The sequence below is a fragment of the Sulfurimonas hydrogeniphila genome, assembly GCF_009068765.1.
Classification (GTDB): domain Bacteria; phylum Campylobacterota; class Campylobacteria; order Campylobacterales; family Sulfurimonadaceae; genus Sulfurimonas; species Sulfurimonas hydrogeniphila.
Map to the genome: position 1 here is coordinate 2,313,448 of NZ_CP035534.1, position 19,037 is coordinate 2,332,484.

The 19,037-nt window shown below is 38.7% G+C and carries 22 protein-coding genes; 3 read left to right on the forward strand and 19 right to left on the reverse strand.

The window, feature by feature from the left end; genetic code table 11:
* Positions 1-231 precede the first annotated feature (231 nt).
* Entirely contained in the window at positions 232-450 is a 219-nt protein-coding gene (locus ETP70_RS12185; RefSeq protein ID WP_151901433.1) for a hypothetical protein, read from the forward strand.
* Between the two features lie 8 nt (positions 451-458).
* Here the strand turns inward: ETP70_RS12185 and ETP70_RS12190 are convergent, their stop codons facing one another.
* From ETP70_RS12190 to ETP70_RS12245, 12 genes are all read right to left on the reverse strand, one after another.
* Positions 459-878 carry a hypothetical protein gene (locus ETP70_RS12190; RefSeq protein ID WP_151901434.1) on the reverse strand — a complete coding sequence of 140 codons (420 nt, stop codon included), beginning with the start codon at positions 876-878 and terminating at the stop codon, positions 459-461.
* Positions 879-928: 50 nt separating this feature from the next.
* Positions 929-2,590, reverse strand: coding sequence for a DNA primase (gene dnaG / locus ETP70_RS12195; RefSeq protein WP_151901435.1), 1,662 nt, complete (start codon positions 2,588-2,590; stop codon positions 929-931).
* 7 nt (positions 2,591-2,597) lie between these two features.
* Positions 2,598-3,644: a sensor histidine kinase gene (locus tag ETP70_RS12200; protein ID WP_151901436.1), complete on the reverse strand. Its 1,047-nt coding sequence runs from the start codon at positions 3,642-3,644 to the stop codon at positions 2,598-2,600.
* A complete protein-coding gene (locus tag ETP70_RS12205; protein WP_151901437.1) occupies positions 3,631-4,269 on the reverse strand; it encodes a response regulator transcription factor in 639 nt (212 codons plus the stop codon). The genes ETP70_RS12200 and ETP70_RS12205 overlap by 14 nt, the downstream gene beginning before the upstream one ends.
* 9 nt (positions 4,270-4,278) lie before the next feature.
* Positions 4,279-5,094 carry a porin family protein gene (locus ETP70_RS12210; RefSeq protein ID WP_151901438.1) on the reverse strand — a complete coding sequence of 272 codons (816 nt, stop codon included), beginning with the start codon at positions 5,092-5,094 and terminating at the stop codon, positions 4,279-4,281.
* A 62-nt stretch (positions 5,095-5,156) separates the two neighbouring features.
* Positions 5,157-5,678, reverse strand: a complete 522-nt coding sequence (locus ETP70_RS12215; protein WP_151901439.1) for a hypothetical protein — start codon at positions 5,676-5,678, stop codon at positions 5,157-5,159.
* 104 nt (positions 5,679-5,782) lie between these two features.
* Positions 5,783-8,839, reverse strand: coding sequence for an efflux RND transporter permease subunit (locus tag ETP70_RS12220; protein ID WP_151901440.1), 3,057 nt, complete (start codon positions 8,837-8,839; stop codon positions 5,783-5,785).
* An 8-nt stretch (positions 8,840-8,847) separates the two neighbouring features.
* Positions 8,848-9,897 carry an efflux RND transporter periplasmic adaptor subunit gene (locus ETP70_RS12225; protein ID WP_151901441.1) on the reverse strand — a complete coding sequence of 350 codons (1,050 nt, stop codon included), beginning with the start codon at positions 9,895-9,897 and terminating at the stop codon, positions 8,848-8,850.
* Positions 9,890-11,074 carry a TolC family protein gene (locus tag ETP70_RS12230; RefSeq protein ID WP_151901442.1) on the reverse strand — a complete coding sequence of 395 codons (1,185 nt, stop codon included), beginning with the start codon at positions 11,072-11,074 and terminating at the stop codon, positions 9,890-9,892. Before ETP70_RS12230 ends, ETP70_RS12225 begins: the two co-directional genes overlap by 8 nt.
* A gap of 45 nt (positions 11,075-11,119) precedes the next feature.
* Positions 11,120-11,431, reverse strand: coding sequence for a hypothetical protein (locus ETP70_RS12235; protein WP_151901443.1), 312 nt, complete (start codon positions 11,429-11,431; stop codon positions 11,120-11,122).
* Between the two features lie 14 nt (positions 11,432-11,445).
* Positions 11,446-12,573 carry an SO_0444 family Cu/Zn efflux transporter gene (locus ETP70_RS12240; protein ID WP_151901568.1) on the reverse strand — a complete coding sequence of 376 codons (1,128 nt, stop codon included), beginning with the start codon at positions 12,571-12,573 and terminating at the stop codon, positions 11,446-11,448.
* Between the two features lie 7 nt (positions 12,574-12,580).
* Positions 12,581-13,132, reverse strand: coding sequence for a c-type cytochrome (locus tag ETP70_RS12245; RefSeq protein ID WP_151901444.1), 552 nt, complete (start codon positions 13,130-13,132; stop codon positions 12,581-12,583).
* 72 nt (positions 13,133-13,204) lie between these two features.
* Here ETP70_RS12245 and ETP70_RS12250 point away from each other — a divergent pair, with 72 nt between their 5' ends.
* A complete protein-coding gene (locus tag ETP70_RS12250) occupies positions 13,205-13,507 on the forward strand; it encodes an ArsR/SmtB family transcription factor (RefSeq protein WP_151901445.1) in 303 nt (100 codons plus the stop codon).
* 81 nt (positions 13,508-13,588) lie between these two features.
* Positions 13,589-13,801 carry a 30S ribosomal protein S21 gene (rpsU, locus tag ETP70_RS12255; protein WP_151901446.1) on the forward strand — a complete coding sequence of 71 codons (213 nt, stop codon included), beginning with the start codon at positions 13,589-13,591 and terminating at the stop codon, positions 13,799-13,801.
* Positions 13,802-13,843: 42 nt separating this feature from the next.
* Here rpsU and ETP70_RS12260 read toward each other — a convergent pair whose 3' ends face one another.
* The 7 genes from ETP70_RS12260 to ETP70_RS12290 are packed head-to-tail and all read right to left on the reverse strand — an operon-like array spanning position 13,844 to position 18,993.
* Complete coding sequence (locus ETP70_RS12260) at positions 13,844-14,914, reverse strand: deoxyguanosinetriphosphate triphosphohydrolase family protein (RefSeq protein ID WP_151901447.1); 1,071 nt, start codon at positions 14,912-14,914, stop codon at positions 13,844-13,846.
* A gap of 11 nt (positions 14,915-14,925) precedes the next feature.
* Positions 14,926-15,456, reverse strand: a complete 531-nt coding sequence (locus ETP70_RS12265; RefSeq protein WP_151901448.1) for a PhnA domain-containing protein — start codon at positions 15,454-15,456, stop codon at positions 14,926-14,928.
* Positions 15,457-15,489: 33 nt separating this feature from the next.
* Complete coding sequence (locus ETP70_RS12270) at positions 15,490-15,708, reverse strand: hypothetical protein (RefSeq protein WP_151901449.1); 219 nt, start codon at positions 15,706-15,708, stop codon at positions 15,490-15,492.
* An 8-nt stretch (positions 15,709-15,716) separates the two neighbouring features.
* Complete coding sequence (locus ETP70_RS12275; RefSeq protein ID WP_151901450.1) at positions 15,717-16,550, reverse strand: FAD-dependent thymidylate synthase; 834 nt, start codon at positions 16,548-16,550, stop codon at positions 15,717-15,719.
* 53 nt (positions 16,551-16,603) lie between these two features.
* Positions 16,604-17,242 carry a protein-L-isoaspartate(D-aspartate) O-methyltransferase gene (locus ETP70_RS12280; protein WP_151901451.1) on the reverse strand — a complete coding sequence of 213 codons (639 nt, stop codon included), beginning with the start codon at positions 17,240-17,242 and terminating at the stop codon, positions 16,604-16,606.
* Between the two features lies 1 nt (position 17,243).
* Positions 17,244-17,984, reverse strand: a complete 741-nt coding sequence (locus tag ETP70_RS12285) for a carbon-nitrogen hydrolase family protein (protein ID WP_151901452.1) — start codon at positions 17,982-17,984, stop codon at positions 17,244-17,246.
* Positions 17,971-18,993 (reverse strand): ribonucleotide-diphosphate reductase subunit beta, encoded by a 1,023-nt coding sequence (locus ETP70_RS12290; RefSeq protein WP_151901453.1) that lies wholly within the window; start codon positions 18,991-18,993, stop codon positions 17,971-17,973. Before ETP70_RS12290 ends, ETP70_RS12285 begins: the two co-directional genes overlap by 14 nt.
* Positions 18,994-19,037: the final 44 nt, after the last annotated feature.

Consider the following 19,037-nt stretch of genomic DNA (forward strand, 5'->3'; position numbering starts at 1 on the left):
GCTCCTCTGCTTTTCAAAAGAATTTTAAAATACAAAGCATTTAGTGTTCCATTAAGTTAAGCAGATTTTTCGGAACGCGGACTTCAGTCCGGACTGAGGGGGGGCAAGACTATTGCAACAGCAGACACTGCAGAAAAAAATTTAGTTTTTTTCCAAGTCACGCTTTAGCGTTAGAAAGTACCGGTTCCAAGAAAGCATTAATATTTTTAAAGAAGTGTCGATATTAAAAATATGAAAATTATATTTTTTATACTTTTGCCGTTATTGGTGATTGCAGAGACCATATATGCCACAAAAGTTTCCAAGTCAAATATTGAAGCGATGCACAACCCAAAAATAAAATGCAGATGGGTGTGCGATAAAAAAATATACAAAGAGCAAAAAATATCCGAAGCAATCTCTTTTTACAAAAACTCCAAATATTATAAATTTACAAAAAAAGGCTTCTAAGTACCTACTTAATAGTCTCTTGTAATCCTGTCCAGACAGTGCAACTCTTTTTTAAAAAATCTACTGACACTGTTTTGCATATTTTCAAGAATATCTTTTGTTGTTTCACCGTCCACGGGATAGCTCAGTAAAAAAGAGTCCAGATACTTTGCAAAAAACTCATCAAACATCTTTTTGACAATCTCAGCTCCGTATTTGTCAGTGTAAGGAAGGACAAAAAAATAATCCGCGCCGTCATTTGCTATCGAATCTGATGAACGCAGTATTTCCGTTAAAGAAGCATCCACCACACTCTGTTCAATCCCCGAAAAATCGCAATAGAGCAGAGTAAAACTCTCAGCACGGTTTTCATCCAGTCTGTCCGATATACCAATATTTAAATCCAGTAAATTTTTAAAATTGTCAAATGAGAAATGTACGCCTGCCATCTTGGGTTCCTTCTGTTTTCTTTAGTATAACAAAAAATCTTTAATCCGACTCAATCATTCGGTGTGACCAGTTCCCCTCTTTTGAGTTTTGCAATTTTCCCCCGGAATTTCCGGATATAAAAAGCTTTCTCTTCAAAACTGATATTTGAAGCAATATTGACCTTTTTCAACTCTCTTTCATAGTATCTTGTCAAAAAAGTAATCAGTTCCGCATTCAAAGCCTCTTCATCTTGAAGCGGTGTGATAGTCTCATCTACCCGAATAGCCATTATCTCGGGAGTATCTTGTTTTCCCTGCAGGACCAGTGAAAATTCATAAGAGTGAAACTGCAAAAAACTCGGGTCAATCACATCCAAAATCTGTTCAATATACTCAGGTTTGTCCAAAATAGTTTTAATCAAAGAGAGTTCCCACATATCTCTGTGAGAGTCTTTTCTAATATTATTAGTATCCATACTATTTGTATTAGAAACTTTAATTAAAGAAGGTTTAATAACAAAACCACCTAATTTTGCTGCCAAAATTGGTTTATAGGCTTCTTGCAAACTTGGAGACAAAGTTTTCAAATATCCAACACAATCTTCTCTACATGCTTCTCTTTCTTTTGGGTCTTTGAGATTATACAGAGAAAGAATTTCATCAAGGACAAACTCTATAAAAGCTTTTGCTTTGCGAAACATACTGCTCAACTCTTCAACGCGACCCTCTTTGACCATATCGGCAGGGTCAAGTCCTCCGTCAAACACCACAACACCGCCGTTAAAACCAGAAGCACTTAAAAGTTTTGAAGCCTTGAGGGCTGCTGCACGCCCTGCTTTATCTCCGTCATATGCCATGACAATACGAGGAGAACCTTTTCGAAGCAGCGGCAGATGTTCATGTGTCAACGCCGTTCCCAGCGTTGCCACAGCATTGTCAAATCCGGCCTGATGCAGCATTATAACATCGAGATAACCCTCTGTGATAATGATTTCGCCTTTTTTATGCAGGCTTTGTTTTGCCAGATGATAGGCATACAAAAGACGTGATTTGTTAAAAAAGGCTGTCTCGGGAGAGTTGACATATTTTGCCTGATGTCCGGTTATGGTTCTGCCGCCAAAGCCGACAATACTGCCGTTGGCGGAGAAAATCGGAAAGGTTATTCGCTCTATAAAACGGGCATAGGTATGGTTGCGTTCCTGATTGTAACCGACAACACCCATATCTACTGCTTCTTTGATACTGAACTGCTGTGAGCGGATAAAGTTCAGCGTTGCATTCGAATCAGGTGCATAACCGATACCAAATTTTTCTATACTGTTTTCATAAATGCCCCGCTCTTGAAGATACGAAAAGGCTGTTTGGTTTTTCGTTAAAAGTGATTGATACCACTCATTGAGCTTCTCCATAACCTGTGAACGTGGTTTGTTATGTTTGTTATCGGTGTAAGCAAGTGTAAAGTTATAGGAATCCGCCAGTTTTTCCAAAGCTTCGGGATAGTTCAGCTTTTCATACTCCATCACAAACTTCACTGCATCCCCGCCGGCTCCACATCCAAAACAGTGAAAGATCTGTTTTTGCGGACTCACTACAAAAGAGGGGGATTTTTCCTCATGAAAAGGGCAAGGTGCTTTAAAATTACCTCCTGCTTTTTTCAGTTCTATATAGCTGCCGACAACATCAACAATATCAAGTCTGGCTTTGAGGGCTTCTATGGAATCTTGGGAAATCATAAAGAAATTATACTATGATATTTTTAAGATTAAGCGTGAAAACTGTCCCCTTGCCGACTTCGCTTTGTACAGAAACAGCAATATCTAATTCTTCACACAGTTTTTTAACGATATGCAGTCCTATGCCTATACCTCTCTCCTGCTCTTTGTAAAATCTCTCAAAGACACGCTTGGGATTTTGTATGCCTTTGCCTGTATCTTCAATGCTTAAAATATTATCGCTAAATCGGATAAAAACCTTTCCCTCTTTTTGATTGTATTTGGCAGCGTTTGAGATCAGATTATCTATGATTCTCGTAAAAGAATCTTTGTTTACATGTAACACAACAGCCGGAATTTCTGTATGAAAGCTGATATCTCTGTAATTACTTTCTATAAGATTTATACGCTCTTTCAAAAATTCTTTTAACACAAGCTGCTCTTTTTGCGTTACATGTGAATGCAGATAAGCTCGCAAATTTGCCTGCAGATTCAAAATATTCTGCACAGCATTTTCTATTCTCTCAATTTTAGTATTTTCTCCCGTTTCACTTTTGAGCATGGAAACATTGAGGCGCAAGGTAGACAAAGGCGTATTAAAATCATGTAAAATATCTTTTATAAACTCCTCGGTTACATGTAACGCCTTTCTTAACGGAGAGAGTGCATACAGAGCAAAGAAAAAAGACAATATTGCAATGATAAATACAACAATAAAAAAATTCCATAAAAGTTCTTTTTGCAGAGTGCGTACCTCCTGCATATACTTCTCTTTTGGAAGATAAATTTTCAGGGCATTTTTTGTAGAATTCGGAATGGAAAAATAAGCACTTAATTCGCTTTCATTTTTATACAGTCTGTAGAGTTCATACTCTTTTTTGGGGACAAAATCGTATTGAAACTCTTTACACTGCAGAGAAAAACTGCAAAGTCTCATTTTTGAAAAAACAGTCTCATCAAGGCTTTGCAGCTCTTTTTGATAGTTGAGTAGAAAAAGAGCCCCTGCCAAGAGTGTCTGTGATAAGAAGAAGAGAAAAAAACTCTTCAGCAGGGACTCTTTTTCAACTTTTTTCAAGCATATATCCTATTGCGCGAATATTTTTTATATCCAGACCTGTGATATGTTTAAATTTATTGAGTGCAACCCGTAAAGCCGCATCTGATGGGCTGACAAGACAGTCCATCAGAACAGTTTTGTCCAAAACCTTGCCGATATTATGCATAAACAGATCACAAAGGCACTCTTGCACTTCTCCCAAAGAGACTATTTTGCCATCTTTATAGAGCTCTTTTTTTTCTGCTGAATATCTCAGATTTTTATAAACAATGTCTTTGTTTGTCTGAGACAATTTGGCATTGACACGGATAAGCAACTCTTCCGGGAAAAAAGGCTTTTTGAGATAATCATCCGCACCAATGGAAAACGCCTTGGATATAGAATTCAAATCTATTAAAGCACTGATAAAAACTGCCGGCGTAGTATCATCGGCATTTCGCAGGCTCTCCAAAAGTTCCAGTCCGTTCATATCCGGAACATTAATATCAAAAACATACAAATCATACCTGTTCTCATAAGAAGCGTCAATAGCATCATTTCCGTTGTGTACCGTATCGACACTGTATCCGGCCCCTTCCAAGAGCTCTGCCAAAGTCAGGGCGAGGGGTACATCATCTTCAAGTAAAAGTATATGTTTTTGCATCATCTTTCTTTAAAAATAATAGCCCAGTTTTACGGAAGCGGCTTGGTCACTTGCACTGTCACTCAGTCCGTACGCATAAGAGAAGGTAGTGAACCAGTGCATGTTTATACTGTAGTATCCGTACGCCGAAACTGTTCTAATTTTTTCAACACCTGCATAAATACTGTCTGAAGTATTATATGCCCCGCTTAGGTACAGTTTGTTTGTAACGTAATACCCTAAACCGCCACTAAATGCATTTGTGTTTTGATAGGCAACCGTTCCTGCTATATCATCATCATTAATCATCGTGTAAATATAACCACCGAATATATTGACTTTTCCTAAAGCATAACTTGCATTCAGTGAAGCTGTATAGTCAGTGTTGTTGTTATTTAACGCTGTATCATATGTAGGCAGAAGAACGCCTGCTCCTACACGCAAAGAGAAAGATTTCAGTGGTTTAAACTGATACGATGCTCCTAAAAACGAGTCATTTAAACCATTTTCACTGTAGCCGTCTCCATTGGTAGTATAATAGGATGTAGACGCCTGAAGTGAAAAGTTTTTATAGTAATAGTCAATTTGAAGGGAACTGGAATAGGTATCTGTCTGATTTAAAGAGGCATAATTGGATCCGGCATAATTTGCACCGATTATAATATCAAAATGATGGGAGGAGACAAGGCTTTTTTTAGTACACCCGTTTATATCAACCAAATCGGTCAAAGGGGTATTGGGACATTTGTCTCTACTGTCATCCACACCGTCCATATCTGAATCAGAGTAGGCAAAAAGGCTGACAGAGAACATGCCCAGCATCATTAATATAAACATTTTTTTCATAAATATCTCCTTATTAATCAATCACCTCGTTAAGCTCTGGAGATGATTGATTGTTTAATTTTTTATCTGCGTCGCATCATTCCAGCATTCATGCTTGGAATATTAGTGGTACTTGTTATTCCACTCGTTTCAACAGTTTGCATATACTGACTGCCAGCCTGCTGCTGTATCATATTTTGTACCTGGCTCATATTTTCATTTGTCTGCAGTTGCATCTCCTGCACATGATCCTGAGCTCTTGTTTGTGTCATATCTCTTGCCATGCTTGCAGTTTCTGTACCAGCTTCTGCCTGCATTTTACTCTGCATTTCTTGTATTGCAGCCATTCTCTCTTCCTGATTCATCTGCATCAGTCTTTGTTTAAACTCATTCATCAATTCCACTCTATCTTGTTCCGGTGCACTTTGAATAGCTTCTATCTGTGCATCAATATTCACCGTAGTATCTGTCGTAGTATCTGTTGAAACAGTTTCTTCTGTTGGAGCAGTGCTCACTGTTGTGTCTGTAGTGACAACATCCTCTGCCGAAGCTATGCTTAAAAGACCAAGCAAAGCAACTGATAATGTAATGTTAACTAATTTCATCTGAAATCCTTTGTGTTTAATTTTCAAACCCGGGAATTCTTTGATTCCCTTGTTTTGATGTTGGTATTATCACACAACAGAGTTAGCAAAGTGTTAGCACTTCACTAATTTTTCTTTTTATCATAAAAAAGCAGATATGTTGATGGCAATATCAGTAAAGTAAGCAGTGTCGAGCTTATAATCCCTCCTGTTATAACCACCGCCAAAGGGTACTGTATCTCACTTCCTACACCTGTCGCATAAAGAAGCGGCAGAATTCCGAAAAGTGTTGTAAAAGCTGTCATCAGTACCGGTCGCAGACGCAGCAGTGTTGCATCTTTTAAAAGTATCTTCAAATCCACATCAGGATATTTGGTTCGCAGTTCATCTATAAAACTCACCAATACAATACCGTTGAGTATCGCGATGGCAAAAATAGCCAAAAAGCCCACTATCGCCGAAACAGACAAATATATACCGCCGACAAGCAGAGCAATGATACCGCCGATAAACCCAAAAGGAACATTCAGCAAAATAATCATCGACTTTTTCAGAGAATTAAATGCCGTATAAAGCAGTAAAATAACCAAAAGAAGTGTTACGGGAATAATAATAATCAGCTTTTGTGTCGCTTCTTTCATATTTTTAAAGTCACCCGCCCAGCCTATATAGTATCCTGCGGGCATTTTCACTTTTTCTTTTATCAACGCATCCGCTTCTTTTACAAAAGAGGCGGTATCTCGTCCTTCTACATCCATTGAGACGACCATATAACGGCTCAGGTTCTCTCTTTTGATAAAAGAGGCGCCTTGGACTATTTCAATGGCACAGACATCTTTGAGCCTGACAATATTTCCGTTTTGTGAACGGAGTGTTACATTTTTTATAGATGCAATATCTTCTTTTGCGCCTTTTATCTTGGCAACAATGGCAAATCTTTTAATCCCCTCTATTTTCTGGATGACACCCTCTTCTCCTATACCGTTACGAATAACCTGCATCACATCTTCTACACTTATACCGTACCGTGCAAGAGCGAGATAGTCCGGAGTTATTTTAATCTGTGCCTGACCAAGCTGTGATTCTACTTCCATTCGCTCCAGTCCGTCCACGCCTTTAATGGTGTTTTGAATATCTTTGGCAATTCTGTCAAGCTCTTTTTGATTCTCTCCGTAAATTTTAATAGCCAGTTCTGCTTTTACGCCTTCAAGTAATTCTTCTATACGCATTGCAATAGGCTGCGTAGGAATAAACTGTACAAAAGCAAAATGATGTTCCAAATCTTCACTCATCTTTTTCGTCAAAGCAGGCAAATTTTCAATATTGGGTTTGAGCGTCAAAAGCACTTCCATGTAGTTTGCCTGCGCCGTTTCTCCTTTTTCGCTTCGTCCTATCATTGTCAGCACAGACTCTACATCTTTAGGGTAATGTTTTCGTATATACTTTTCTATATCTTCAGAAACTTCTATGGACTGGGTAAGCGCTGTTCCCGGAATTGCAATAACCCTGTACATAATAGACTCTTCATTGAGTGTTGGCAAAAATTCCCGTCCCTGCTGAGAAAGCATATAGGCAAGAACAATAAACACAACAGTGACAATTGCCAAAATCTTTTTTGCATTTTCCAGTGCAAACAGCAGTACAGGCGTATAGACTTTTTTAATAGCTCTCATCACGATATTTTCAGGAGAGTTTGTCGGTTTTAAAAGCATCAAAATAAGTACCGGAACCAGTACAAGTGCTACAAGCAGCGAGCCGAGCATGACAAACACAATATTGAGTGCCATCGGCGTATAGAGTTTTCCGGCTAAACCGTCAAGTGAGAGCAGAGGAATAAAGACCGCCGCAATGATTAAAACAGCAAAAGTCACAGGGGTTGCCACCTCTTTTGCCGCCTCGGTGACTACTTGCAATTTGGGCTCATAAGGATTGTCATGCAGTTTTCTAAAACTGTTCTCTACAATTACAATGGTTCCGTCAACTATCATACCTACCGCAATTGCCAGACCGCTCAAACTCATAAGATTGGCTGAAAGATTGTAATAATCCATCAGCAAAAACGCACTCAACAAAGACAGGGGCAAAGAGAGTATAACAATAAAAGCGCTGCGCAGTTCAAACAGAAATAAAAACAGTACAATGGCAACTAAAACTACACCACTTAAAAGTGCCGAGGTCATTGTATTTACCGCTTTGTGTGTAATGTCTGTTCTGTCATACAGAGTAGTAATTTTCACACCCTCCGGCAGAGTACTGTTGACTGTCTTGATCTTTTCTTTTAAACGTTCGACGACCTTTGCCGCATTGGTAGCTGTCCGTTGCAGCACCATTCCCATAACAGCTTCATTCCCGTCTATCGTCACGGCTCCAAATCTTGGGCTCACACCCGGCATTACACTGGCAACATCACCAATGGTAATAGCCTGCCCCTGACTGGGTTTTATGACACTGTTTCTTATATCATCAAGCGTTTTATACAAACCTGCTCCGCGAATCAGATACTGTTCCCGGTTAAACTCCAAATACTGTCCGCCTGCTGCCTGATTTGATTTTTGCAGTGCCTCAATGATATCGCCATAGGTAATCCCAAAGTCCTGCAGTTTTTTTGTATCTATTAAAACATTATACTGTTTCTCATAACCGCCCCAGCCGATGACTTCTTCGACACCGCTGACACTTTTAAAAAGAGGGGTAACAATGTACTTTTGCATCTCTTTGAGTTCCTGCAGGGAGTATTTTCCTGTTGTATCTTCTACCTGATACCAGAAAACCTGTCCCAAACCGGTTGTATTTGGTCCCAAAACAGGTTTTCCCCAGCCTTTTGGAATATCCACACTTGCAAGTCGTTCTGAAACGAGTTGGCGTAAAAAATATATGTCCATATCGTCTTCAAAAAAGACAGAAACATAAGAGAGTCCAAAAATGGAGTTTGACATAATAAGTTTCACCCCTGCCATCCCCGAGACAACTGATTCTATAGGGTAGGTGATGAGCTTTTCTATGTCTTCGGCAGAATTTCCCGGACTCTCTGTATAAATGACAACCTGTTTCGGCGTAATATCAGGAAAGGCATCAATGGGAATATCCCGGTATGCCCTGTAACCAAAAGCAATAATTCCGAGAAAAAAGACAAGCACTAAAATTTTGTATTTGAGCGAAAGCTCTATAAGTTTATCTAACATACCAGCCCCTAATCCCCATCGCCAAGAGATGATTTGAGCAATGCCGATTTCACATAATAACTCTCACCGCTCACATAGGTTTCTCCCAACTCCAAACCTTTTACCCCGACATATTCATCATCTTCTGCAACTATTGCCACAACCTGCGGCACATATTCCGGAGACTCTTCCTTGCTGGGAACAAAAACCACCCATTCGTTGTTAAAAAAAGAAAGTGCCGATTTTTTCACAGCAACATAGCTTTTTGCATCAGCAAAATATATTGTTGCCTTTACATAGACATCAATAAAAAGATCATCCACTTTTTGATCCACACTTGAAAGAACCACGACTCTTTGTGTTGTTTCATCCACCTTGGGCATTATTTGCGTGGCATGTGTAATAATCTCTTCTCCTGCATAGTCAACCACTACTGTATCCCCAATACGCGCTTTTGTCGCATATTCAAGAGGCAGATAGGATTTCACATAATAGGCTTGATTCTTTACTATTGAAACAATCGGTTCATTTGGGGATACAGAAGAGTGCAATGGTTTTAAAAGAGCTGAAACACGTCCGCAGCTGTGTGCATATAAAATAAAGTCAGCGGTTGCTTTTTTGAGATTTTTCACATCTATATTCAATGTTTCAAGTTGCGACTGCAAGGCTGTAAGATTGGCCGCAATTTCACTTGTCTTAATCGCTTCAGAGTTAAGACTCTGCATTGACGTCATTCCCTTTTTGTAAAGTTTTTCAACAGCTTCATAATTTTTTTGTGCTGACTTATACTGTTTCTTCAGTGCAATATAATCTGCGCTCATTTTTGAAACTTTAATAGACTTGATAAGAGCAATTTTATCCCCTTCACTTACATCCTGTGCGGGTTTGACAAAATATTTTTCCAAATGTCCGCCCACTAACGAGGTGATAGACTGCTGCGCGTTTGAAAGCTGTATGATCTTGGCATTGAGTGCTACCGATTTTTTAAAACTGTGCATTTGTGTCTTTGCCAGTGGAACTTCAGCAGCCAGTACAACAGCCCCGATTCCCAGCAACAGTGATAGTAATAACTTATTCATTATATTCTCCTACTTCATAGTTATACAGAACTATATTTCTGTTTATTTTATTTTCAAGTATTATCTTTTTTTCTTTTGTCTGTATCATTTGGTTTTTGATATTTTGCAGTTCCAAAAGGTTGATGTTTGCTATTTTGTAACCGTCTTCATACATTTTTAACAGCTCTTTTTGCGCATTGTAAAGATCCTGTGTAGAGCCTACAACAGCACGTAGAATATTTAACTCTTTTTTTAACCGCTCGATATTGCGCGAAAGCGCTGTTTTTTGATTCTGCAGCAGAAATTCACTCTGTTTTGCCTGTAATACGGCGATACGCTGCTCTTCTTTTTTTGTGTTAAACAGAGCAAGAGGAATATTCATACCGACTCTGGCAATACTTTGGTCCGGTTCAGCTTCGTAGGCTGCATAAACGTTCATCCACTGAATTTTGTTTGCATTGAGTCTTGCTTTTGCGTTTGCGGTATTTTGCTGTGTTTTGAGGTAGTACAGCTCTGCCGAACTGTTTTGTATCTCTTCTTTTTGCATTTTGTCTGAAAGCCTAAACACATAGTTGTCATCGAGTTCTTTCTCGTTTTGCAGACCCGCAAATGCCAACAGTTTATAATAACTTGCAAGCCGCATTGCTTTTTTCTCATTCAGCAGGTTTTTACTGCTTGTCAAATCCACTTTTGCCCGAAGATATTTCACTTTTGCGATTGTTCCCGCTTCATATCGCTCTCTTGAAATATTTGCAATATTTTTAGAAATTAAAAACTCCTCCCGGGCCAATCGGAGCAATGCAGACTCGGTCATATACTCAACATAAAGCAAAGAGAGCACTTTCACAAATTCTGCATGCTGAAGAGTCACCAGTCCTTTAGCCTCTGCCCTTGTTGCTGCTGCCAAATTTGTTCTGTCTTTGCCGACACCCCACAAACGGACAGGCTGCATCAGGGCAACCCTGTAGCCTGCTTCACTCTTTCCAAGATCAGGAGTAAACTTTGATGCCTCAAGGGAGAGTTTCGGGTTTTTATATCTCTGTATCACGTTTGACTGCTCATCCGCACGCTCTATCTCCAAAGCATTCGCTTTAAGATAGGGAGATGCCTGCAAAGCCTCATATAAAAATGTATCAAAATCCTGTGCGGACAGAACTGCACAAAATCCAAATACTGCAAATATGCTTTTTTTAAACATAGTTATCCTTTTGTTTGTTGTTAATTTATAAATATTAGATTAGAACTATGCGCTGATAGGAGGTTTTAGAAAGTTATCGTATGAGTTAAACTCATATATCTTGATATTTGAATAGGGTTTTTGAGAAAAATTTTCACGTGCAAAAGGGATATTTATTTCAGGAAGAATAAAAGCAATGTGAAAACAATGGTGCAACTGACAAATGCAGTTATCCGCTGTCTCACTGTTATTGCTAAATTCATGGACATACTCACTCACCTGACACGGGTCTGTCTCAAGAACCTCTATTGCGTACGCATGGAGTATGTTAAAACTCATTGACAACAATAAAACAAATGTGAGCAGTCTTTTTTTCATAATCGTATTATACCCTAAGCACTGCAACAACTGCCGTCATTACACTCTTTATCCTTGAAAAAATATGGTTTTATTACATAGTACAGCACAAATCCCCAAAGAACAAGGCTTGCAATCCAGGCGATAAAACCGGCATCCTCATCCATATGCACAAGTTCTTTGACATTCACATCGCGAAAAAGATAGTCAAGCCCCAGTCCGAAAAGAAGGGAGCCGGCTATGATGGTCCCAAGATAGATATAAAGCGTTCTTGTTCCCAACATCTTTTTTACAACGCCTATTGTTACAGTATTTGTCGCAGGACCTGCACTTAAAAAAACAAAAGCCGCTCCGGGACTCACACCAGCCAGCATCAAACCTGCGGCAATCGGCAAAGAAGCGGTTGCACATACATACATAGGTACGGCAATGGCTATCACTATGATATACGAGAGCCAGTTGTATTTTATAAGTATTTCACTCAGATTGTCAGGAACCGCCACAGTTATTAAAGCACCCAGAAGAAGACCTACAAGCAATGGTGACGCAATGTCTTTTAAAAGTGTTCCAAAAGCATAGGTAAAGGCATTTTTAACAATATTGTTTTTTTTCTCGCCACTGCTTGCCTGCGTGCTGCAACAGCTTGCATCATCAGATGTTTTTACTGCCGAGAAAGTCATTACCGAAGGCTGGTTTGTCGGAGCCTTCATACTAAATACTGCGGCAGGTTTTTGCTCTTTTTTGTTCTCCTTTTCAGGGTAAAAATTGGATAAAATTCCGGCAATAACAGAAATAATCATCGAAGTCACAACCCTGTAAATAGTAAAAGCCCAGCCAAACATTCCATAGGTCGCAAGTATGGAATCAACTCCTGTAATCGGTGTAGAGATCAAAAAAGAGAGTGTGGCACCGTTACTTGCACCGCTTTTTTTGATACCCGTTGCCAAAGGAATTACCCCGCAAGAACATACAGGAAGAGGAATACCGAAAACTGTCGCTTTGATTACCGACATAACAGAATCTTTTCCAAGATGGTTTTTTACAATACTCTCAGGAACAAGTTCGTGCAAAAACCCGGCAAAAACAAGTCCGAACAAAATATAAGGGGCCATGGCGTTGCTTAAATCAACCAGAGCAGAGAAAAAAAGCATAACAGTTTCCATCATAAACCTAATGTGTTTGGATTTTTACGGCGCCGCATTTTCCTGCGCCGTATTTCATATTTTTGTTTTTCATTTCACACATTTTACCACCCATAGATTTGCCCCATGACTCTTTAAAATTATCATACAGCCAGGAAGCAACAGCCGCTCTCTCTTCTTTGCTTAGCGTTTTTCCTATCGGAGGCATTGTGCCAAAACGTTTATATGCCATCGGCATACAGAAACCTTTCTTTTTTGAAGGGTTTTGTATATAATCTGCTACAAAAGCAATAAAATCTTCACGGGTTTTGAGCATCATTTTCAAACGTTTTGATACCATAGGCATCGGCGGCGCTTTCATTTTGCTTTTTTGCATTTTACGCATCATTTTTTCACGCATTGCCATTTTTTCTTCCTGTGTGGCATTTTGCATTTTCTGACGCATTTCCTGCATCTGTGTCTGATCCATCATCCCTTTCATAGCATGACATGAGGCACATTTTGCTTTGTATATATTTTCTCCCGAATTTGCTCCAAGAGAAACAAATCCTAAAATTAAAACTAATAATAATTTTTTCATAACTAAAATTCCTTTTTATGATATAATTCATATAACGATATTGTTATATAATAAAACTTCGAAAGAGATTAGATGGAAAAATTAGTTCAGCTTGCAAAAATACTGTCAGACAGTAACAGAGTAAAAATAATAGCACTGCTTTACAGAGAAAAAGCGCTCTGTGTATGTGAAATCTGTGACACCTTAGAGCTCTCACAGCCATTGGTTTCACGCCATCTGAAACAGATGCGCGAAGCCCAACTTGTACAAACAAAACAAAGCGGAAAGTGGATCATTTATTCTCTTGGCAAAAATAAAGTTCTGCACTGCTTTTTAGACACAATACAGGAAGACATAGCAACTTTACCAAAAATTATTTCATGTACCGCACGATAAAAAAACAATATCAACTTTGAAAGAAAAATTTATTATGCTATACTTCCATTTCAAATTTAAACAGAAAGTGGGTGATGTGATATGCCTGGTATTGTACTACGTCCGGATGACAACTTTGATGCTGCTTACAGACGTTTCAAAAAACAAGTTGACCGTAACTTAATCGTTACAGAAGCTCGTGCTCGCCGTTTCCATGAAACAGAGACTGAAAAACGTAAAAAGTTCAAAATTGCTTCTCGTAAGAAAATGCTTAAACGTCTTTATATGATGAGACGTTACGAATCACGCCTGTAAACGCTTCTCCTTTGGGAGAACGTTTCTTCTTCTCTTAATCCTTTAATTTATTTTTCCATACATTTCATTATGAAAATTAAGTGCATACCTGTCACTCATGCTTGCAATATAATCTGCAATAACCCTGTGTTTGCTTCTTATATCCAACTGCTTATAATAAAACTGCGGAAGCATTTTCTCTTCTTCCATCAGACCTTTATAAAGTCCTTTGACTGCCTGTTTCCCGGCATACATTTTTCGAACTATATTTTTATGCTGATACATCTTGACAAAAAGAAGTTTCTTCAGTTTTTTAATTTTTGTTTCAAGCTCTTTTTCAAAACCTATAGGTGTTTCTTCACAATGCGCAACTTTTTGCTTTGAGTATTCAAGGAGAGAATAGACCAGATGGTTTATAAGATGTGAACTGAATCTGTAGCGAAACATTTCATCATTCTCTTCTCCTACACCTTCCAAAGCAACCTTTTCAAGAATTTCACAGGCAAGTTCACTCTCTTTGAGATCCTCAAAAGTAAGCAGTCCGGAGTTTACCCCGTCATCTATGTCATGGCTCATATACGCAATTTCATCGGCACGGTCTACAACCATAGCCTCATAGGTAGGATGTTTGTTTAAATCAAACTGTTTGTCTATTATCTCTGGAAGAAAGGGCTTTTTGTAGGGATAAGAGTGCTTCAAAATTCCCTCAAGTGTTGCAAAAGTAAGATTGAGTCCGTCAAAATTTTTATACCGTTTTTCAAGTTTGGTCACAACCCGAAATGATTGAAAATTATGCTCAAATCCGTTAGAAAATCCGTCAGCTTTTAAGCACTCATCCAGAGTATCTCCCCCTACATGTCCAAAAGGCGTATGTCCGAGATCATGTGCAAGAGCAATTGATTCAGAGAGTGATTCATTAAGTTCAAGCTGTGATGCTATGGAACGTGCAATCTGAGATACTTCTATAGAGTGTGTTAAACGTGTACGAAAAAAATCACCCTCGTGGTTTAGAAAAACCTGTGTTTTATACTCAAGTTTTCTAAATGATCCAGAGTGAATGATTCTGTCTCTGTCACGGGCATAAGGATTGCGAAAATCTTTTTCTATTTTATAAAATCGTTCATAAGGTTTCAATATTGTTCTTCTTAGGCTTTTTTAATAAATTCGGTTTTTAGATAGATTTTTGTTCCGTTGACCCGACCTTCAACATGGTCATCCATATCATGCGGCAATGCAATTCTTGTCACAGTTGTTCCGCGTTTTGCAGTAAATCCCGCACCCTTGACATCTAAATCTTTTAATATAACGATGGAGTCACCAGCCTTGAGTTCAACGCCGTTTGCATCTCGAAAAACTACCTTGTTTGCTTCTGCATTAATAGCCGCATCTGCAAGTTTTTTCTCTTCTTCTTCAAGATACATCATATCTGTCATATCCCCGCGACCAAGCCTGTTCCATAATATATACGAAAGTACTTTTACAGCCGGCACTTCACTCCACATAGCATCATTGAGACAGTTAAAATGTGTTTCATCAAGTTCATCATTTTCTATCTGCTCTTTACATGTAACACAAACATACACACTTTGTTCTTCACTGCCATCACTTACAGGCAGTTCTAAAAGAGTCACATCTTCACTGCTGGCACATAATTCACATACTTCACTTCTTGGCATATTTTATTCCTTCATTGTTTTTTTGGAATTATACTACTTTTCTTTATGAAACTCTAAATCTGAATCAGATACTTTTTTCTCATTCACAACTTTGTTAAATGCTTTATCTGCCTCTTTTTCACTATAGTCTCGGCACTCTTGCGGAATCGTGGCAGTGGGATCACCTTGAATTTTGTCACACATGGCCGCTGTTATAGTAATATTGGAACATCCTGTCAAAAAAAGTATTGTAAGCATTGAAATCTTAATCATAAAAAATCCTATTTTTTCTTGATAATCAAATCAAGATATTTTTTTGGAGTGACTTTCATCATCTCCTGAGCCAGCCAGCGTATTTGAAAATAGGCAGCACCGCTGTCGCGTAATGTAAGATAGTTTTTCAAACTTCTGAGATTAAATGTCACTACCATGTCAACTTTGACATTGTCTGTAATGATGTGTTTAAAAGCATCGCCTACATTTCTCTTCTTTTTTCCGGTCTGCAGAGCATCATAAAGTTTTTGGGGCTTGCCTTGAAATTCTTTCAAAAGAGGAAGAGAACTTTTTGCAACAGCAAGTTCATAAAAATTGTCTACTTTTTTTGACTGAAAATCAAGCTTATCATACATTGCGCTGATTTCAAGTCTGTTATAGGCTTCATCGGCAGTGACAAACATATCAAAACCCAAAACCTTTTCTATAAAAAATTCTTTCTCTCCTGAGTGTTTTGCAGCAACAAAAGCATTGATAAGCGAGCTCATTGTATATCGTGTACTTCTTACACTGATTGCCTGTATGCGGTGTCTTGCATGTTCTTGTAAAACCCCTCTGCTTGTTGAGCGAATAAGATAACTCAAATTTGCATGTTCCAAAATAGAGTGGTGAAAATAGGTCCATGCCAAATCATCAAGCAGCTGTGACTCTTCTATATTGTTCAAAGATTCACACATTTTCGTATCAGGAAGCACCTTTTCAATTTCTTGAACAATCTCATTTTCACTGTTGCCAAAACTGTCATAACATGTACGCGCAGCTGTTTCTGCTACACCAATACCGGTATCTTGCAGCAAAACAACTTCTGGCTTCGTATACTTTATGCCATACATCTCTTCCATGATTATGCCCTCAATTAAATTACCACTATTCTACTATAAAAAGCTTTAAAAAGCTACTTGAGCACCCCATCAAGTATCGGAACAAAATCACACTCTTCAAGCTCTTCTTCTTCAATATACTCCCCGTTTTTTATAAAACGGGTAATAACCTGTTTGTTTCCTTTTTGCAAAGGAGCAACAAGAATTCCCCCCTCAGCCAACTGTTCAAAAAGTTTTTTTGGAATCTCTTTCGCTGTTGCAGAAAAAAGAATTCTGTCATAAGGCGCATACTGAATCCAGCCGTTTTGTCCGTCATCTGTACGGGCATGGACATTATTTATACCAAGTTCTCGAAACCTTTTTTTTGCTTCAAGTATCAAAGATTCTATGCGCTCTATGGTAAAAACCCCGCGAAACAGATGGGAAAGAACGGCTGCCTGATATCCACTTCCGCAGCCTATTTCCAAAACCCTGTCTGCTCCACGCGGAAAAAGGTATTCCGTCATTTTTGCAACAGTCAAAGGAGAACTGATATACTGATTAGCCCCTATAGGCAAAGCATCGAGTTTATAGGCATTGTGTCTAAATCCTGCCGGCACAAAGGCTTCTCTGTTTGTAGCAGCAATCGCTTTTTTTACTTCTTCGCTTAAAGGAAACTGTGTACTACACTCTTCTGCCAGACGGGCTGTTTTTGTCGCTGTTATTCTGTCCAAGTTATTCTATCCCCACATCCATATATCTTCTCATTAGTTTTATCTCTTTTTTCCTGTACTGCATTTTCAAACAAGACTTGTTTGTGTTTCTGAAGGCTTCACCCTGCGGGGTGATAATACCGCTCATTGCCGTGCACTCTTTATTTGCACTGTCACTTGCCACAACATAGCACTGATTCATCAAGGCCAGTGCCTGTGTCAAAATTTTAAAATGCTCTGTACGCAATTCTCCCCACCATGAAGGCACGGCAATAACATCGGCCCCTTCTGATTTTTGCCACAGTTCTTTAAAACGCAGTTCAAAACAAACAAACACGGCTAACTTAATACCGGCAACTTCCACTATTTTAAAATCTTCTTCACTGCCTGCGTGCATGTATTTGTCTTCATCACCAAATTTAAAAAGTTTGGCTTTTGCTCTTTGAAACACCACTTCTCCGTTATAAAAAACTTTGGCAAAGTTATAGACTTTCCCCTCTTTTTCTTCTAACATTGTCAAAACAATGATTTTGTCATGAGAAACTTTTTTCAGTGCCTCAGTAGCCCGTGGCGCAAAAGCAAGCATTGCATCCATACGCTCATAGTCATAAGAAGTCAAACACACTTCAGGTGCAACTATAATGGTATTTTTTTCTGTTTGTGTAATAAGTGCCAAAAGTGTCTGTAAATTATTTTCATAACTCTGTGTTGTTTCAAACAACAAAGAGCATAAAGAGTATTCGGCAGTGTTAGAAGTCATCATCAAATGAAAGGCTGCCTTTTGAGTAGTTTGTTACAGTGCCTTCAAAGAAGTTTGTTTTCTGGTCATTGAATTTTGCAAAGTCATCTACCCATTTAATAGGGTTGGAGACATTGTACAGCTTGTCAAAACCGACAGAGTTTAATCTGTCATCGGCGAGATACTGAATATACTGCTCAACAATCCCATCTGTCAAACCTAAAATCTGTCCCTGCGTGATATATTTGCCCCACTCGGTCTCAAGCTTGACAGCCTCTTTAAACATCTCAATTACATCGGCTCTGAGTTCATCAGTAAAAAGATCCGGTCGCTCTTTTCTTAAGGTATTGATTAAATTTTGAAACAGTACCAGGTGTGTCACTTCATCACGCTGAATGAAACGAATCATCTGTGCGGAACCGAGCATTTTTCCCGAACGTGCCAGTGTATAGATGTAGGTAAAACCACTGTAAAAATAGATGCCTTCAAGTATCTGATTTGCAAAACATGCTTTGACAAAATTTGTATCTGTCGGATTTTTTGCCAGCTCCTGATAGACAGCGGCAATCGTATCATTTTTGTGTTTGAGCATCATATCTCTGCGCCACAGATCATATATCTCTTCCGAGTTTGTAGAGATGCTGTCAACCATCACAGCATAACTTTGTGAGTGCAAAGCCTCTTCAAAAGACTGGCGCACCAAAATAAGATTTATCTCAGGGGCAGTCACATAAGGATTTACGTTATCTATTAAATTGTTTGTTTGGAGTGAATCCATAAAAATAAGTTGCGAAAGCGCTTTGTCATAAGCCGTTTTTTCAGCATCCGTGAGTTGTTTGTAATCATTGACATCCCGTGTCATATCAACTTCTTTTGGAAACCATGTGTTGTTGAGCATCATCTCCCACAGATTATATGCCCATTGGTATTTAATGTTGTTGAGTTCAAAAATACCTGTCGGATTTCCGCCAAAGACTTTTCTGTCATTAACATTTTCAGTTGAGTCAGGGTTATATATCTGTTTTCTGTTCATGGAATTCCCTTGTAAGTGATTATTTGAGTGTATGATTATATCCA

What these genes read in the sequence shown, in the direction of transcription:
- ETP70_RS12185 (WP_151901433.1), top strand. Translation starts at nt 232, where the DNA reads ATGAAAATTATATTTTTTATACTTTTGCCGTTATTGGTGATTGCAGAG.
- ETP70_RS12190 (WP_151901434.1), bottom strand. Translation starts at nt 878, where the DNA reads ATGGCAGGCGTACATTTCTCATTTGACAATTTTAAAAATTTACTGGAT.
- dnaG (WP_151901435.1), bottom strand. Translation starts at nt 2,590, where the DNA reads ATGATTTCCCAAGATTCCATAGAAGCCCTCAAAGCCAGACTTGATATT.
- ETP70_RS12205 (WP_151901437.1), bottom strand. Translation starts at nt 4,269, where the DNA reads ATGCAAAAACATATACTTTTACTTGAAGATGATGTACCCCTCGCCCTG.
- ETP70_RS12210 (WP_151901438.1), bottom strand. Translation starts at nt 5,094, where the DNA reads ATGAAAAAAATGTTTATATTAATGATGCTGGGCATGTTCTCTGTCAGC.
- ETP70_RS12215 (WP_151901439.1), bottom strand. Translation starts at nt 5,678, where the DNA reads ATGAAATTAGTTAACATTACATTATCAGTTGCTTTGCTTGGTCTTTTA.
- ETP70_RS12220 (WP_151901440.1), bottom strand. Translation starts at nt 8,839, where the DNA reads ATGTTAGATAAACTTATAGAGCTTTCGCTCAAATACAAAATTTTAGTG.
- ETP70_RS12225 (WP_151901441.1), bottom strand. Translation starts at nt 9,897, where the DNA reads ATGAATAAGTTATTACTATCACTGTTGCTGGGAATCGGGGCTGTTGTA.
- ETP70_RS12230 (WP_151901442.1), bottom strand. Translation starts at nt 11,074, where the DNA reads ATGTTTAAAAAAAGCATATTTGCAGTATTTGGATTTTGTGCAGTTCTG.
- ETP70_RS12235 (WP_151901443.1), bottom strand. Translation starts at nt 11,431, where the DNA reads ATGAAAAAAAGACTGCTCACATTTGTTTTATTGTTGTCAATGAGTTTT.
- ETP70_RS12240 (WP_151901568.1), bottom strand. Translation starts at nt 12,573, where the DNA reads ATGGAAACTGTTATGCTTTTTTTCTCTGCTCTGGTTGATTTAAGCAAC.
- ETP70_RS12245 (WP_151901444.1), bottom strand. Translation starts at nt 13,132, where the DNA reads ATGAAAAAATTATTATTAGTTTTAATTTTAGGATTTGTTTCTCTTGGA.
- ETP70_RS12250 (WP_151901445.1), top strand. Translation starts at nt 13,205, where the DNA reads ATGGAAAAATTAGTTCAGCTTGCAAAAATACTGTCAGACAGTAACAGA.
- rpsU (WP_151901446.1), top strand. Translation starts at nt 13,589, where the DNA reads ATGCCTGGTATTGTACTACGTCCGGATGACAACTTTGATGCTGCTTAC.
- ETP70_RS12265 (WP_151901448.1), bottom strand. Translation starts at nt 15,456, where the DNA reads ATGCCAAGAAGTGAAGTATGTGAATTATGTGCCAGCAGTGAAGATGTG.
- ETP70_RS12270 (WP_151901449.1), bottom strand. Translation starts at nt 15,708, where the DNA reads ATGATTAAGATTTCAATGCTTACAATACTTTTTTTGACAGGATGTTCC.
- ETP70_RS12275 (WP_151901450.1), bottom strand. Translation starts at nt 16,550, where the DNA reads ATGGAAGAGATGTATGGCATAAAGTATACGAAGCCAGAAGTTGTTTTG.
- ETP70_RS12285 (WP_151901452.1), bottom strand. Translation starts at nt 17,984, where the DNA reads ATGATGACTTCTAACACTGCCGAATACTCTTTATGCTCTTTGTTGTTT.
- ETP70_RS12290 (WP_151901453.1), bottom strand. Translation starts at nt 18,993, where the DNA reads ATGAACAGAAAACAGATATATAACCCTGACTCAACTGAAAATGTTAAT.